The organism is Rhodococcus sp. F64268, from assembly GCF_023015605.1.
Classification (GTDB): Bacteria; Actinomycetota; Actinomycetes; order Mycobacteriales; family Mycobacteriaceae; genus Rhodococcus.
Genome location: NZ_JALKAI010000003.1, coordinates 125,743 through 140,699, shown reverse-complemented (window position 1 = coordinate 140,699; position 14,957 = coordinate 125,743). Strand labels below are relative to the sequence as shown.

The following is a 14,957-nucleotide window of genomic DNA, read 5'->3' as shown; positions in this document are numbered from 1 at the left end:
ACACCCATATTTTCTGAAAGAGGTAACCACTGTGGCAGTCGAGATGTTCTACGACGACGACGCCGACCTGTCGATCATCCAGGGCCGTAAGGTCGCGGTCATCGGATACGGCAGTCAGGGGCACGCGCACTCGCTGAGCCTGCGCGACTCCGGCGTCGAGGTTCGCATCGGCCTGAAGGAGGGCTCCAAGTCGCGGGCCAAGGCCGAAGAAGCGGGCCTGACCGTCGGCACCCCCGCCGAGGTTTCGGAGTGGGCCGACGTCATCATGGTGCTCGCTCCCGACACCGCGCAGGCGTCGATCTTCAAGGATGACATCGAGCCCAACCTGAAGGACGGCGACGCGCTGTTCTTCGGCCACGGCCTCAACATCCACTTCGACCTGATCACGGCTCCGGCGAACGTCACCGTCGGCATGGTCGCGCCGAAGGGTCCCGGTCACCTCGTGCGTCGTCAGTTCGTCGACGGCAAGGGTGTTCCGGCTCTGATCGCAGTGCACCAGGATCCCAAGGGTGAGGGTCAGGCGCTGGCACTGTCCTACGCCAAGGGCATCGGCGGCACCCGCGCCGGCGTCATCAAGACCACCTTCAAGGAAGAGACCGAAACCGACCTGTTCGGTGAGCAGGCCGTCCTCTGCGGTGGCACCGAAGAACTGGTCAAGACCGGTTTCGAGGTCATGGTCGAGGCGGGCTACGCCCCTGAGATGGCCTACTTCGAGGTTCTCCACGAGCTCAAGCTCATCGTCGACCTCATGTACGAGGGTGGCATTGCCCGCATGAACTACTCGGTGTCCGACACCGCGGAGTTCGGTGGTTACCTCTCCGGTCCGCGGGTCATCGACGCGGGCACCAAGGAGCGCATGAAGGAGATCCTCGCGGACATCCAGTCCGGTGAGTTCACCCGTCGTCTCGTCGCAAACGTCGAGAACGGCAACACCGAGCTCGAGGGTCTGCGCAAGGCCAACGCCGAGCATCCGATCGAGGTCACCGGCAAGAAGCTGCGCGACCTGATGAGCTGGGTCGATCGCCCCATCACCGAAACCGCATAGTCGGTCCGGGCTTCCGGCGGCCCGGTGCACCACACGGTGCACCGGGCCGCTGCGTTTCTGCAGGGCTGCCGATCCGGTACCGCACTCGCGCATACCGCGCGGAAGAGATACTGAATTGATGTCGTTCTGGACCGCTCCCGGCCGGCTCCCTGGCGTAGCCGTGGCACGCACCTACCAGCGTCGGTGGTTGCGCAGCGACATCACCGCCGGACTGGTTCTGAGCGCACTCCTGGTACCTGCCGGGATGGGATACGCGCAAGCTGCAGGCCTGCCTCCCTACACCGGCCTGTACGCGACGATCGTGCCGATGCTCGTGTACGCGCTCGTGGGGCCGTCCCGAATTCTCGTTCTCGGACCGGATTCCGCGCTCGCCCCATTGATTGCAGCCGCCGTGATCCCGCTCGCGTCCGGCGGCGATCCGCAACGTGCGATCGCCCTTGCCGGCGTCCTGGCGATTCTTGTCGGCCTGATACTCCTGCTCGCGGGTATCCTGCGTTTCGGGTTCGTCACCGAACTGCTGTCCAATCCGATCCGCATCGGTTTTCTCAATGCGATCGCGGTCATCGTCATCGTGGCCCAACTTCCGTTGCTTCTCGGCGCAGAAGACGACGAATCCGGTGTGTTACCCGAGTTCGCGGATGTCGTCGACGACGTGATCGAGGACGGCCCACAGTGGTACGCGCTGTCGATGGGCCTGGCCTGCATCCTCACGATCGTCGTGGTGCGCAGATTCGTTCCGGTGATCCCGGGCGTCCTCATCGCCGTCGTCGGGGCCGGACTGGTCACCGCGGTGTTCTCCCTGACAGACCGGATGGCGATGGTGGGCGAACTACCCGCGGGCTTCCCCGCGCCGGCGCTCGGCGGCGTCGGATGGAACGATGTGGCCGAACTGCTCGGTCCGGCCGTGGCCATCGCGCTCATCGCGTACGCCGACACGGCGGTCCTGTCCCGGACGTTCGCGTTGCGGCACGGTGACGACGTCGACGGAAGTTCGGAGATGCGTGCCCTCGGCGCGGTCAACGTCGCGGCGGGCCTCACGGGCGGCTTCCCCGTGTGCGGGAGTGGCAGCCGAACGCCGGTCGTCGAGCATGCCGGGGGCCGCACACAACTCGTGGGTGCGGTAGGAGCGCTCACGGTTCTGGCGTTTCTTCTGATGGCGCCCGGATTGACGGCGTACCTTCCGCAGGCCGCGCTCGGTGCAGTGGTGATCGTGGCGGCGAGCGCTCTGGTCGACGTGAGGGCCGTCCGGCATCTGTGGAAGGTCAGCAAGGTCGAATTCGGATTGTCGATCGCGGCGTTCGCCGGCGTCGCATTCGCCGGAGTCCTGCAGGGCGTCCTCGTCGCAATCGGCCTGTCGTTGATCGTCGTCGTCGTGCGGGCTTGGCAGCCCCACCGCACCGAACTCGTGGAACTGCGCGACGTCGCGGGATATCACGACATCGATCGCCACCCCGAGGGCCATCGGATCGAAGGGCTGGTGCTGGTCCGTTTCGATGCGCCGCTGTTCTTTGCCAACGGGGCGATTCTCACGCGATACGTGCGCGAGCGGGTTTCCCGCGCCGAACATCCCGTGAAGTGGGTCATTCTCGCAGCCGAACCCATCACCGATCTCGATACCACCGCAGTGGAGGCCCTCGAGGAACTCGACGAGGATCTCCGGCGCAAAGGGGTCCGACTCGATTTCGCGGCGATGAAGGGACCGGTCAAGGATCGACTGCGGAGAATGGCCACCGGCGGCCGCTTCGGCGACGACCGGTTCCACCCGACGGTCCGGGCCGGAGTCATCGCGTTTCGTCACCGCGATGACGAGGGTATCGGTCGCACTGAAGTCGACGCACCGCCCCGCGATGTTGTCGACGGTAGTGCTGTATGGGGGGACGGCAGCGCCGAATCCGGTGACGGCCAGGAGTGACCCATGGATCATCGGTGTCCGGATTGTGACCGATGTTGTTGGTGTGGCGACGCTGTTCCAGGCGCACGCGACCCTACGGTATCGCCATGGGACGAACTTCGAGAACTGTCGCGGGAGCAGCGATCCTTGCAGTGTTGTGCGCAAGCGGCACAGTGGTCACGGCACATGCTGCGCCCGCGGGACCCGATATCGTCATACCTGGAATCGAGGTCCCCGAGATCGGCGACCTCGTCCCTCCGGCGCAATCGGAGTTGTTCGGGGGTGGACGAAATCTGTTCCCCGACAGGCGATTCGTCGCGCTCTACGGTCATCCTAGCGGGCCGGCGCTCGGCGCGTTCGGGGAGCAGGACACCGCGGGTGCGATCACACGGGTGCGCGACCTCGCGGCGCAATACCAACAGTATTCGGCCGAGCCGGTGTTGCCTGCCTTCGAGATCATCGCGACGGTCGCGTCCGCCGATCCCGGTACCGACGGGCGTTTTTCGCGCGTCACCCCACCCGAGCAGCTTCGCCCGATCATCGACGAAGCGGAAGCGGCGGGCATCTACGTCGTACTGGATCTGCAGCCCGGCCATACACACTTCCTCGAGCAGGCCCGGATCTACGAAGAGTTTCTCGCGCGACCGAACGTCGGTCTCGCACTCGACCCGGAATGGCGGCTTGCGCCGGGGCAGCAGCACATGGTGCAGATCGGTTCGGTCGATTCGTCCGAGATCAACGAAGTGGTGGCATACCTCGCCGACCTCGTGCAGCGGCACGATCTGCCTCAGAAGATGCTCGTTCTGCATCAGTTCCGTAGTTCGATGATCACCACGCGCGAACTCGTCGACGCAGGCAGGCCGGAGGTTTCGGTGGTTCTGCACGCAGACGGACACGGCTCGCCCGCTCAGAAAATGGATACGTGGGGTGCGCTGCAACAAGGGCTCCCGCCACAGATCCACATGGCGTGGAAGAACTTCTACGACGAGGATGTGCCCACATTCACACCCGAGCAGACCATGACCGTCGAGCCGAAACCGGTGTTCGTGTCGTTCCAATGAGTACCGGCGAGTACTGCGGCATCCCCGTGGGCCCACTGGGACCGCAGGGGCACTAAACTATGGGCCGTCACGGCTTGAACACGCCTACCGTCAGGTGCCCGCGCCGTCGACTGTTCACCATCTACACGACACAGGGAGTTTGCACGTGAGCCAGAATGGCCGTCCAGTTGTCCTGATCGCCGACAAGCTTGCGCAATCGACCGTCGATGCCCTCGGTGACGGAGTCGAGGTGCGCTGGGTGGACGGCCCGGACCGCCCGGCCCTGTTGGCTGCGGTGCCCGACGCGGACGCATTGCTGGTGCGGTCGGCCACGACCGTCGACGCCGAAGTCCTCGCCGCAGCTCCGAAGCTGAAGATCGTCGGCCGCGCCGGTGTGGGTCTCGACAACGTCGACATCGCCGCCGCCACCGAGCGAGGCGTGATGGTGGTCAACGCTCCCACTTCGAACATCCACTCCGCCGCCGAGCACGCCGTCGCACTGCTGATGTCTGCAGCACGCCAGGTGCCCGCCGCCGACCGCACGCTGCGTGAGCGCACCTGGAAGCGCTCGAGCTTCAACGGCACCGAGATCCTCGGCAAGACGGTCGGTGTCGTCGGCCTCGGCCGGATCGGTCAGCTGTTTGCACAACGTCTCGCCGCGTTCGAGACCCACGTCATCGCGTACGACCCCTACCTGCCTGCCGCTCGCGCCGCACAACTCGGCATCGAACTCGTCGACATCGACGAGCTCGTCTCGCGCGCCGACTTCATCTCGGTTCACCTGCCGAAGACGAAAGAAACCGCGGGTCTGATCAACGCGGAGCGTCTCGCCACGGCGAAGAACGGCGTGATCATCGTCAACGCTGCGCGCGGTGGGCTCATCGACGAGGACGCACTGTACGACGCGCTCGTGTCGGGCAAGGTTCGTGCCGCCGGTCTCGACGTGTTCAACACCGAGCCGTGCACCGATTCGAAGCTGTTCGACCTCGACAACGTCGTCGTGACCCCGCACCTGGGTGCCTCGACCGCAGAAGCGCAGGACCGCGCAGGCACCGACGTTGCGAAGAGTGTGCTCCTTGCGCTCGCCGGCGAGTTCGTTCCCGACGCGGTCAACGTCTCCGGTGGCCCGGTCGGCGAAGAGGTTGCACCGTGGCTCGAACTCGTCCGCAAGCTCGGTCTGCTCGCAGGCACCCTGTCGCCGGAAGCCGTCCAGAACGTGCAGGTCATCGCGAGCGGCGAGCTGTCGGTGGAGAATGTCGAGATCCTCGGTCTCGCGGCGCTGCGGGGCCTCTTCTCGGCCAGCAGCGACGAGCCGGTCACCTTCGTCAACGCTCCGCAGCTCGCCGAGCAGCGCGGCGTCAGCATCGAGGTCGAGAGCGTCAGCGAGGCCCAGACCCACCGCAGTTCGGTCGAGGTACGCGCTGTGGCCGCCGACGGTGGCGTCACCACCGTCGCGGGCGCCCTCACCGGACTCCAGCAGGTCGAGAAGATCGTGAACATCAACGGCCGCAGCTTCGATCTGCGTGCCGAAGGGCACAACTTCATCGTCCACTACCAGGACCGGCCGGGCGTTCTCGGCACCCTCGGTACCGTGCTGGGTAACGCCGGCATCGATATCCAGGCTGCAGCACTGAGCCAGGACGCCGAAGGCCCCGGCGCAACTGTCATCCTGCGCGTCGCGCAGCTCGTCCCGGAGACAGAGGTCGCGCAGATCGTCGAACAGCTCGACGCGCGCGTGGCGCAGGTCGACCTGTCCTGATCATCGCTTTGCACCGTTCAGTGGCCGCGACCGTCCCGGACGGTCGCGGCCACTGTCGCACAGGAAGAGAGCACATAAAATGAAACTTGCGGTCATCCCCGGTGACGGCATTGGTGTCGAGGTCACGGCCGAGGCGCTGAAGGTCCTGAACAAGCTTGTTCCGGACCTCGAGACCACCGAGTACGATCTCGGTGCGCGCCGGTACAACGAGACCGGTGAGCTTCTGCCCGAGGCCGATCTCGCGGCGATCCGCGAGCACGATGCGATCCTGCTCGGTGCGATCGGCGACCCGCGGCTCGTCGGCCCCGGTATCCTCGAGCGGGGCCTGCTGCTGAACATGCGGTTCGCGCTCGACCACCACGTGAACCTGCGTCCGTCGCGGCTGTACCCGGGTTCGAAGTCTCCGCTCGCGGCAAATCCGGACATCGACTTCGTCGTGGTGCGAGAAGGCACCGAGGGGCCGTATACCGGCAACGGCGGTGCGATCCGCGTCGGGACCCCGCACGAGATCGCCACCGAGGTGTCGGTGAACACCTGGTTCGGTGCTGAGCGCGTCGTGCGTTATGCGTTCGAGCTGGCGCAGACCCGCCGCAAGCACCTCACGCTGATCCACAAGACGAATGTGCTGTCCAACGCCGGCGCGATCTGGACCCGCGCGGTCGAGACGGTCGGCAAGGAGTTCCCGGAGGTGGAGACCGCGTACTGCCACATCGACGCGGCGACCATCTACATGGTCGACGACCCGTCGCGTTTCGATGTCATCGTCACCGACAACCTGTTCGGCGACATCATCACCGATCTCGCGGGTGCGGTCACCGGCGGTATCGGCCTGGCTGCGAGCGCCAACATCGATGCGTCGGGAACGAACCCGTCGATGTTCGAGCCGGTCCACGGCTCGGCGCCGGACATCGCCGGCAAGGGCATCGCCGATCCGACGGCCGCGATCCTGTCCACGGCGCTGCTGCTGCGTCACCTGGGACGTGACGAAGATGCCGCGCGTGTCGAGTCCGCGGTCGAGGCAGATCTGGCCTCACGCGGTGATTCGCCGGTCGTGACCACCGAGATCGGCGACCGTATCACCGCCGCACTCTGAGCGACGGTGCGTGGTTCCGATGGCAGCTGCCATCGGAACCACGCACGACCTCAGTCCCGCTTCGGCACCACCGGAATCGCGGCCGCGGGTGCGATCGCCGACAGAGTGAATGCCAACGGAAAGCCGACCGTCGCGATGAGCGCACCGAATACCGGACCCACGGCGGCGGCGAAGACGAACTGACCGGTGTTCTGGACGCCGAGTGCCCGTCCACCCCAATAAGGTCCCGCTATTTCGGCGACCGCCGTGAACGCGAGGCCGTTCGGACTCGACGATGCGACCGAGGCGAGGAGCAGCACCGCAACAGCTGCGGGGGAGTCTGCGAGTGAGGTTGCTGCGAGTGCCAGCATCGACACCGCGGTGATCGCCGACACGATCCGCAGCGGGCCCAGTCTGCTGCCGACACGGTCCGACCACGCGCCCACCACGACTCGCGCGAGCGCCCCGAGAATCTGTGCCGCGGTGATGACCAGCCCGGCGCCGGTCTCGTCCCATCCGCGGTCGGCGATCAGCCAGACCAACGCGTATGTCCACACGACGTATTGGGGAATCACGAGCAGGATCGATGCGACATGGATACGGGTCAGCTCAGCGCCGGTCCGGTACGGGTTCGTCAACGCTCCGGTGCGCGCTGCCTCGGCCCGGTCGGGACGAGGCGGGTCGACGATCCCGACTGCGCACGCCACGGCGGCGACGCCGCATACGATCGCGGGAAAGGCCAGTGCCCAGGCGGTCCCGTGATCGCGTGCCAGTTGCGGAATGACGAGTGCGGAGGCGGCGACGCCGAGCGGCACCGACATCTGACGGATACCCATTGCGAGCCCGCGCTGATGTATCGGAAACCAGCCGACCACGACGCGACCGCTCGCAGCGTTGGCACTCACTGCGCCCGCGCCGGCACACGCGAGAAGAACTCCGAGGGCGGCCGGTGACGTGGTGAACGTCGCAGCGGTGACTGCGGTGGCCGTGATCGCCATGCCTGTGGACAGGGCGAGGCGTTCGCCGAAGCGATCGGCGAGGGCACCCCACGCGACGAGGGTGAACATTCCGCCGAACAGTGGTGCGGCAGCAAGGGTTCCCGACTGAGCGAGGGTGTATCCGGCGTCGTCGTGCCAGGTGGGGATGAGGAATGCGGCACCGTTGACCACTGTCGCCTGGGCGGTCTGGGCGAAGACGCCCAGCGCCAGGATCAGCCATCGTCGGTTCCCGATGGTGAGGACACTCATTGTTTCTCACTATCTGAGATAAAAATCCCGTTATTTGAAACCTGGGAGAACTCTATACCTGCGGGGGCCGCGCGTCGATCCAAGGGTCGGGCGACCGATAGACTCCCGGCATGCGCCTTGGTCGAATTGCCAGTCCGGACGGTGTCGCCTTCGTCAGCATCGAAGGCGAGGGAGACTCTGCGATCGCGAAAGAGATCGCCGAGCACCCGTTCGGTACGCCCACGTTCACCGGCCGGAGCTGGCCGCTTGCGGATGTGCGATTACTCGCACCGATCCTGGCGAGCAAGGTCATTGCGGTCGGGCGCAACTACGCGGCCCACGCGGAGGAGATGGGCAACGATGTCCCCGAGGAACCTGTGATCTTCCTCAAGCCCAACACCTCCATCATCGGACCGGGGGCGCCCATCGTGATTCCGCGGAACACGTCGCTCGTGCACCACGAGGCCGAGCTGGCGGTGGTGATCGGTCGCCCGTGCAAGGACGTCACCGCGGCGAAGGCCCGCGAGGCGATCCTCGGCTATACGGTCGCCAACGACGTGTCCGCCCGTGACCATCAGGCGAAGGACGGTCAATGGGGCCGCGCCAAGGGGCACGACACGTTCTGCCCCCTCGGGCCCTGGATCGAAACCGATCTCGACGCCTCGGATCTCGAGATCTCTGCCGAGGTCAACGGACAGCCTCGTCAACGCAGCCGGACTTCGATGATGGTGCACGATATTCCCGCACTCGTGGAATGGGTATCGGCGATCATGACCTTGCTGCCGGGCGACGTGATCCTCACGGGTACGCCGGAGGGCGTCGGGCCGATCGAGGCCGGCGACACCGTCTCGGTCACGGTCGAGAAGATCGGAACGCTCACCAACCCCGTGGTCGGCAAGGGCGCCTGAGCTGTCGGTCCGCCGTTCCCGCGGCGCGGTCGAGGGCTAGCCTGGGAGGGTCTTTGAATTTCCGTCCCTCGACCCGAGTGAGCCGATGACCACCAGCGAAGTTCGCGTCCGTTTCTGTCCGTCCCCGACCGGCACCCCGCATGTCGGCCTTGTGCGCACCGCCTTGTTCAACTGGGCATTCGCGCGGCACCACGGCGGCACGTTCGTCTTTCGTATCGAAGACACCGACGCCGCCCGGGACAGTGAGGAGTCGTACCAGGCAATCCTCGACGCATTGCGTTGGCTCGGTCTCGAATGGGACGAGGGTCCGGAGGTGGGTGGCCCCTACGAGCCCTACCGGCAGTCGCAGCGACGGGATCTGCATCTCGACGTCGTCGCGAAGCTCCTCGCGGCCGGTGAGGCCTACGAGTCGTTCTCGACGCCCGAGGAGGTCGAAGCGCGGCACAAGGCGGCGGGCCGCGATCCCAAGCTGGGATACGACAATTTCGACCGTGACCTGACCGCCGAACAGAGGCAGGCCTACCTCGACGAGGGGCGCAAGCCGGTCGTGCGGCTCCGGATGCCCGCCGAGGATCTGACCTGGAACGACCTCGTGCGCGGTGAGACAACGTTCAAAGCGGGTACCGTGCCCGATTTCGCACTCACCCGAGGCAACGGGATCCCGCTGTACACGCTCGTGAACCCGGTCGACGACGCTCTGATGAAGATCACACATGTGCTGCGGGGCGAGGATCTGCTCTCCTCGACGCCTCGTCAGCTCGCGCTGTACGCAGCACTGCAGCGCATCGGTGTGGCTGATTTCACGCCTGAGTTCGGGCATCTGCCGTTCGTGATGGGCCAGGGCAACAAGAAGCTGTCCAAGCGCGACCCGGAGTCGAACCTCTTCCTTCACCGGGACCGCGGATTCATTCCCGAGGGCCTGCTCAACTACCTCGCACTCCTCGGCTGGGGGCTCGCCGACGACCGTGACGTGTTCTCGCTCGAAGAAATGGTCGCAGCGTTCGACATCTCCAAGGTCAACTCGAATCCGGCCCGTTTCGACCAGAAGAAGGCAGATGCGATCAATGCCGAGCACATCCGGTTGCTTGCGCCCGCCGACTTCGCGACCCGCCTGAAGGCATTCCTTGTCGAGCACGGGCACATCACCGCAGACGTCGACGACAGACTCTTCGCAGTGGCCGCAGACCTCGTCCAGACCCGCATCGTCGTCCTCAGCGATGCGTGGGGCCTGTTGAAGTTCCTGTTCGTCGACGAGGCGGACTTCGAACTGGACGAATCATCCGCGGCGAAGAACCTCAAAGACGATGCCGCGGCGGTGCTCGACGCGACGATTGCGGCCGTCGAGGGCCTCGACGCATGGACCACCCCCGAACTCGAGGGTGCGCTCAAGACGAAACTGATCGACGATCTCGGCCTCAAGCCGCGGAAGGCGTTCGCGCCTGTTCGCGTTGCCGTGACGGGCTCGCATGTGAGCCCGCCGCTCTACGAGTCGATGGAACTGCTCGGCCGCGAGCGGTCGCTCGCGCGTCTGCGGGCGGCCCGCGCCACGATCGTCTGACCGATGCTGAGGTCGGATCGGACCGACCCTCAGGAGAAGGGCAATCGCCGGTACGGGCGGTTGCCCTTCGGGTCTTCCTGGGGGATGGACCCGTTCGGGGAAGGCGAGCAAACTTATGGCTCTGAACAGGCGATTTGTGGTTCCGTACCCCCTTGGTGTTAATCTTCTTCTCGGTTCGGAACGGAGGCCGGAGCGCGAACAGCGCAGGCCGAAGGAACAGACCATTGGGGTATGGTGTAATTGGCAACACAGCTGATTCTGGTTCAGCCATTCTAGGTTCGAGTCCTGGTACCCCAGCTGCGATACGGTGATTTGCTATCGTATCTCTGCCGGTTTATGCTGGCTGAGCTTCCTCCGGGGAGCGCAAACAGAAGAAGATCCTGGCCCCGTCGTCTAGCGGCCTAGGACGCCGCCCTCTCACGGCGGTAGCGTGGGTTCGAATCCCATCGGGGCTACCATGGATCTCCTCCGACCTCCGGGTCGGAGGGATTCTTCTTCTGTAGGGTTCGATCGCCGGACACGGTCGATCGAGTCCGGGTAAGTTCTCGGCCCCGTCGTCTAGCGGCCTAGGACGCCGCCCTCTCACGGCGGTAGCGTGGGTTCGAATCCCATCGGGGCTACAACGAAGAAGACCCTCCGGATCTCCGGAGGGTCTTCTTTCGTTTCCATCACCCGCTCTTGCGCCGGAACTGCCGATGATGATCGGCGTTCGCGTGCGGCCCGTGCGCCTTCGACGTCGCGTCGAGGTGTGCGGTGCCGCCGTTCTTGTTCTGCTTCTTGCGTTCGAGTGCTGCGAGGAACTCTGCCCTGATGCGTTCTTTTGCCGGGTCGGTCATTGTCCTACCTCCCTCCTGATGGCGAATGTAGCGCGACGGGAGCGGACTTGTCGCGTGAATATTGCAGTCAGCGACCGGCGCGAGGAAGATACGCGGCTGTCGTGCCGCCGAGAGGAACCGCGGGCATTCCGAGCTTGCGGTGGTCCCAGGACCGAACGCGTTGCGGTACCACCCGCACCGCCACCCTCTTGTGCATCATCTGTTCGACGGCTTGGCGCATGGCATCGGTGTACGGGCCGGTGTAGCGTTCCCACACGTCCTTGCAGACGTCGAACAGGATGTCGCGATCGTCGACGATCTCGGCACGGCCTTCGATCGAGACGCCGCGCAATTGGTCGTACGTATCGCCGGCCTCGACGAGTGCCGTGATGCGATGGTCGCGGCGAAGGTTGACGACCTTCTGCGATTTCGCCTTCGTCTCGAACCAGATCTCGCCGTTACGCACGGCGTACCACATGGCCACCAGATGTGGTGCGCCGTGCGGTCCCAGCGACGCCAGTGTGGCAACGCGGCTCTGGTGTAGGAAGTCGCTGATTTCCGGTTCTGTCATCGTGATCTCTGCGCGGCGATTCGTTCCCATGCGCAGAACTGTGGCACACCCCGCTGGGGTGTGCCACCAACGCGTCCAGCGTTGCGGCGACGTGAAACCCGCGGATTACAAGCGCTTGTGCAGAGCGTCTGCGGCGGCGAGCAGGTCGGCGGCCCAGCGGGCCCCCGGCCGACGGCCCATTCTGTCGATCGGGCCGGAGACCGAGATCGCTGCCACGACTGTGCCATTGCTGTCACGTACCGGCGCAGCCACGGAGGCTACACCTGGCTCGCGTTCGGCTGCGCTCTGCGCCCACCCTCGCCGACGGACTTCGGAGAGCACGCGTTCCCCGAATGCGGCATCGGGGAGGAGGGTGCGCTGGGTGGCCGTATCGGCCCATGCGAGCAGAACTTTGGCGCCGGATCCGGCCGTCATGGGCAGACGCGCGCCGACGAGAACACTGTCGCGTAGGCCGGTCGGAGGTTCGAGCGCGGCGATGCAGATGCGCTGGGTGCCGTCCCGGCGGTACAGCTGCACGCTCTCTCCCGTGATCTCGCGAAGGCGGGGGAGGACCAGTGAGGCGGCTTCGAGGAGCGTATCGCCCGCGCCCGCAGACAGTTCGGCCAGACCGGGCCCCGGGCGCCATTGGCCGTCGCCGTCACGCATGAGCAGGCGATGTACCTCGAGCCCGACCGCGAGGCGGTGGGCAGTTGCGCGCGGTAGACCGGTGCGCGCACACAGCTCGTTGAGGTTGCATGGTTGCTCCGCTACCGCATGGAGCACCGCCATAGCTTTGTCCAGCACGCCGATCCCGCTATGCTGTCTCATAGGTCGATACATCCGTCTCGCATAGTGGGAAGCATAGCGCATCCGATTCGAGACGGACACGGCACCAGGCGCGACTCGGACAGCCCTGAGATCCGGGTTCGCGCACGGCACGTACGACAGGTGGAGAAGATGGCTGGAAAGACTCTGGCAGAGAAGGTGTGGGACCAGCACGTGGTTGTGCGCGGTGAGGGAGAGGGATCGGCGCGTAGACCCGACCTGATCTACATCGACCTGCATCTCGTACACGAGGTAACGAGCCCGCAGGCGTTCGACGGTCTGCGGCTGGCCGGACGAGGCGTGCGTCGTCTCGATCTGACGATTGCGACCGAAGACCACAACGTCCCGACAATCGACATCGACAAGCCGATTGCTGATCCGGTGTCGCGCACGCAGGTCGAGACGCTTCGCCGAAACTGTGAAGAGTTCGGCGTGCGCTTGCATCCCATGGGCGACCTCGAGCAGGGCATCGTCCACGTGGTCGGACCTCAACTCGGACTGACCCAGCCCGGCATGACGGTGGTGTGCGGCGACAGCCACACCGCCACCCACGGTGCGTTCGGCGCGATCGCGATGGGTATCGGCACCAGCGAGGTCGAACACGTTCTGGCGACACAGACCTTGTCGCTGCGCCCGTTCAAGACGATGGCGATCAACGTCGATGGCGAACTGCCACCGGGCGTCACGAGTAAAGACCTGATTCTCGCGATCATCGCTCAGATCGGTACCGGCGGTGGACAAGGTTATGTGCTCGAGTATCGCGGTGAGGCGATCCGCAAGCTGTCGATGGAATCTCGGATGACGATCTGCAACATGTCGATCGAGGCGGGTGCCCGCGCAGGAATGATTGCACCCGACGACATCACCTACGAATTCCTCCGGGGACGTCCGCACGCACCGCAAGGTGCCGAGTGGGACGCTGCGGTGGCCGAGTGGGAACAGCTGAAGACGGACGAGGACGCCGTTTTCGACGCTGAGGTCCACATCGATGCCAGCGCATTGACCCCGTTCGTGACGTGGGGAACCAATCCGGGGCAGGGGCTTCCGCTCGGCGGAGCGGTGCCGATTCCGGATGAGATCGCCGACGAGACCGAACGTCTGGCAGCCGAGAAGGCAGTGCGCTACATGGACCTCGAGCCGGGGATGCCTTTGCGCGATATCAAGATCGACACAGTCTTCGTCGGATCGTGCACCAACGGCCGTATCGAAGACTTGCGGGCAGTTGCGGACGTTCTGAAGGGCCGCAAGGTCGCTGAGGGTGTTCGGATGCTCGTTGTACCCGGATCGATGCGTGTTCGTGCTCAGGCCGAGTCCGAAGGTCTCGGTGAGATCTTCGTTGCGGCAGGCGCGGAATGGCGTCAGGCCGGCTGCTCGATGTGCTTGGGAATGAACCCTGATCAGCTTGCGCCCGGCGAGCGCTCCGCATCCACGTCGAACCGCAATTTCGAAGGCCGCCAGGGCAAGGGTGGGCGAACGCACCTCGTGTCCCCGGCTGTGGCGGCTGCCACTGCCGTTCGCGGCACACTGTCCGCCCCGGCGGATCTGGACTAGAGCACGGGACGAGGAGAGAATTCGATGAAAGCCTTCACCACCGTAAAAGGCATCGGCGTTCCGCTACGCCGGTCCAATGTCGACACCGATCAGATCATCCCTGCCGTCTACCTGAAACGGGTCACCCGCACGGGATTCGAGGACGGACTGTTCGCCGGATGGCGCACCGATCCGGCGTTCGTCCTCAACACGCCACCGTTCGACCGCGGAAGTGTTCTCGTTGCAGGCCCGGATTTCGGAACGGGATCCTCCCGAGAGCATGCCGTCTGGGCCCTGTCCGATTATGGGTTCCGGGTGGTGATCTCGTCGCGTTTCGCCGATATCTTCCGCGGCAACGCCGGAAAGGCCGGATTGCTCGCCGCTCAGGTGAGTCAGGACGATGTCGAATTGCTCTGGAAACTCATCGAACAGCAGCCGGGTCTCGAACTCGAGGTGAGTCTGGAGAACAGGACTGTGACCGCTGGAACAACCGTGGTGCCGTTCACCATTGACGACTACACCCGGTGGCGTCTGATGGAAGGTCTTGACGACATCGGCCTGACATTGCGCCAGGTAGAGGCGATTTCCGAGTACGAGAAGGCAAGGCCTTCCTGGAAACCGCGCACCATCTCAGCGCCCTGATCGAAGGCTTTCGACGCCGCCTGGCAGGCCCGAGCCGAACCGTTGTTCGGCTCGGGCCTGCCGTGTATTTGCATGAGAATTGGCGTGGCACATAGA

Annotated in this window: 13 protein-coding genes and 3 tRNA genes; 12 read left to right on the top strand and 4 right to left on the bottom strand. The window is 65.1% G+C overall.

Translation table 11 applies throughout. The features are described 5' to 3' along the window. Positions 1–43 precede the first annotated feature (43 nt). The 5 genes from ilvC (at position 44) to MWU77_RS09135 (ending at position 6,828) form a co-directional block, all read left to right on the top strand. Entirely contained in the window at positions 44–1,045 is a 1,002-nt protein-coding gene (ilvC, locus tag MWU77_RS09155) for a ketol-acid reductoisomerase (RefSeq protein WP_206039570.1), read from the top strand. 118 nt (positions 1,046–1,163) lie between these two features. Continuing rightward, a complete protein-coding gene (locus MWU77_RS09150) occupies positions 1,164–2,957 on the top strand; it encodes a SulP family inorganic anion transporter (RefSeq protein ID WP_247273504.1) in 1,794 nt (597 codons plus the stop codon). 86 nt (positions 2,958–3,043) lie between these two features. Further along, entirely contained in the window at positions 3,044–3,997 is a 954-nt protein-coding gene (locus MWU77_RS09145) for a hypothetical protein (RefSeq protein WP_247273503.1), read from the top strand. Positions 3,998–4,142: 145 nt separating this feature from the next. Beyond that, positions 4,143–5,735 (top strand): phosphoglycerate dehydrogenase, encoded by a 1,593-nt coding sequence (gene serA / locus MWU77_RS09140; protein WP_247273502.1) that lies wholly within the window; start codon positions 4,143–4,145, stop codon positions 5,733–5,735. Between the two features lie 79 nt (positions 5,736–5,814). Continuing rightward, positions 5,815–6,828 (top strand): 3-isopropylmalate dehydrogenase, encoded by a 1,014-nt coding sequence (locus tag MWU77_RS09135; RefSeq protein ID WP_169686099.1) that lies wholly within the window; start codon positions 5,815–5,817, stop codon positions 6,826–6,828. 50 nt (positions 6,829–6,878) lie between these two features. On the opposite strand, the gene MWU77_RS09130 is transcribed toward MWU77_RS09135, so the two are convergent. Next, positions 6,879–8,054: an MFS transporter gene (locus MWU77_RS09130; RefSeq protein WP_247273501.1), complete on the bottom strand. Its 1,176-nt coding sequence runs from the start codon at positions 8,052–8,054 to the stop codon at positions 6,879–6,881. A 110-nt stretch (positions 8,055–8,164) separates the two neighbouring features. Between MWU77_RS09130 and MWU77_RS09125 the strand changes: the two genes are divergently transcribed. From MWU77_RS09125 to MWU77_RS09105, 5 genes are all read left to right on the top strand, one after another. Further along, positions 8,165–8,941 (top strand): fumarylacetoacetate hydrolase family protein, encoded by a 777-nt coding sequence (locus MWU77_RS09125; protein ID WP_169686103.1) that lies wholly within the window; start codon positions 8,165–8,167, stop codon positions 8,939–8,941. 85 nt (positions 8,942–9,026) lie between these two features. After that, on the top strand, positions 9,027–10,499 hold the full coding sequence (gltX, locus tag MWU77_RS09120; protein ID WP_169686105.1) for a glutamate--tRNA ligase: 1,473 nt from the start codon (positions 9,027–9,029) through the stop codon (positions 10,497–10,499). Positions 10,500–10,724: 225 nt separating this feature from the next. Then, positions 10,725–10,796: transfer RNA gene (locus MWU77_RS09115), tRNA-Gln, on the top strand. Between the two features lie 85 nt (positions 10,797–10,881). Beyond that, positions 10,882–10,957, top strand: a tRNA-Glu gene (locus MWU77_RS09110). Between the two features lie 89 nt (positions 10,958–11,046). Beyond that, a tRNA-Glu gene (locus MWU77_RS09105) sits at positions 11,047–11,119 on the top strand. A gap of 48 nt (positions 11,120–11,167) precedes the next feature. Here MWU77_RS09105 and MWU77_RS09100 read toward each other — a convergent pair. From MWU77_RS09100 to MWU77_RS09090, 3 genes are all read right to left on the bottom strand, one after another. Next, the gene (locus MWU77_RS09100; RefSeq protein WP_169686107.1) at positions 11,168–11,335 is read right to left on the bottom strand and encodes a DUF5302 domain-containing protein; all 168 of its coding nucleotides are present in this window, start codon (positions 11,333–11,335) and stop codon (positions 11,168–11,170) included. Between the two features lie 67 nt (positions 11,336–11,402). Further along, a complete protein-coding gene (locus MWU77_RS09095; RefSeq protein WP_169686109.1) occupies positions 11,403–11,915 on the bottom strand; it encodes a pyridoxamine 5'-phosphate oxidase family protein in 513 nt (170 codons plus the stop codon). 75 nt (positions 11,916–11,990) lie between these two features. Next, positions 11,991–12,692: an IclR family transcriptional regulator gene (locus MWU77_RS09090; protein ID WP_169686111.1), complete on the bottom strand. Its 702-nt coding sequence runs from the start codon at positions 12,690–12,692 to the stop codon at positions 11,991–11,993. 129 nt (positions 12,693–12,821) lie between these two features. On the opposite strand from MWU77_RS09090, the gene leuC reads away from it, so the two are divergent. Both leuC and leuD read left to right on the top strand, forming a co-directional pair. Then, the gene (gene leuC / locus MWU77_RS09085) at positions 12,822–14,240 is read left to right on the top strand and encodes a 3-isopropylmalate dehydratase large subunit (RefSeq protein ID WP_247273500.1); all 1,419 of its coding nucleotides are present in this window, start codon (positions 12,822–12,824) and stop codon (positions 14,238–14,240) included. A 24-nt stretch (positions 14,241–14,264) separates the two neighbouring features. After that, entirely contained in the window at positions 14,265–14,861 is a 597-nt protein-coding gene (gene leuD / locus MWU77_RS09080) for a 3-isopropylmalate dehydratase small subunit (RefSeq protein WP_169686116.1), read from the top strand. Positions 14,862–14,957: the final 96 nt, after the last annotated feature.

Bases quoted from the DNA above. Each gene is read 5' to 3' on its own strand.
- MWU77_RS09145 (WP_247273503.1), top strand. From the start codon at position 3,044: ATGGGACGAACTTCGAGAACTGTCGCGGGAGCAGCGATCCTTGCAGTG.
- MWU77_RS09150 (WP_247273504.1), top strand. From the start codon at position 1,164: ATGTCGTTCTGGACCGCTCCCGGCCGGCTCCCTGGCGTAGCCGTGGCA.
- leuD (WP_169686116.1), top strand. From the start codon at position 14,265: ATGAAAGCCTTCACCACCGTAAAAGGCATCGGCGTTCCGCTACGCCGG.
- MWU77_RS09095 (WP_169686109.1), bottom strand. From the start codon at position 11,915: ATGGGAACGAATCGCCGCGCAGAGATCACGATGACAGAACCGGAAATC.
- MWU77_RS09125 (WP_169686103.1), top strand. From the start codon at position 8,165: ATGCGCCTTGGTCGAATTGCCAGTCCGGACGGTGTCGCCTTCGTCAGC.
- MWU77_RS09130 (WP_247273501.1), bottom strand. From the start codon at position 8,054: ATGAGTGTCCTCACCATCGGGAACCGACGATGGCTGATCCTGGCGCTG.
- MWU77_RS09100 (WP_169686107.1), bottom strand. From the start codon at position 11,335: ATGACCGACCCGGCAAAAGAACGCATCAGGGCAGAGTTCCTCGCAGCA.
- MWU77_RS09090 (WP_169686111.1), bottom strand. From the start codon at position 12,692: ATGAGACAGCATAGCGGGATCGGCGTGCTGGACAAAGCTATGGCGGTG.
- MWU77_RS09135 (WP_169686099.1), top strand. From the start codon at position 5,815: ATGAAACTTGCGGTCATCCCCGGTGACGGCATTGGTGTCGAGGTCACG.
- leuC (WP_247273500.1), top strand. From the start codon at position 12,822: ATGGCTGGAAAGACTCTGGCAGAGAAGGTGTGGGACCAGCACGTGGTT.
- ilvC (WP_206039570.1), top strand. From the start codon at position 44: ATGTTCTACGACGACGACGCCGACCTGTCGATCATCCAGGGCCGTAAG.
- gltX (WP_169686105.1), top strand. From the start codon at position 9,027: ATGACCACCAGCGAAGTTCGCGTCCGTTTCTGTCCGTCCCCGACCGGC.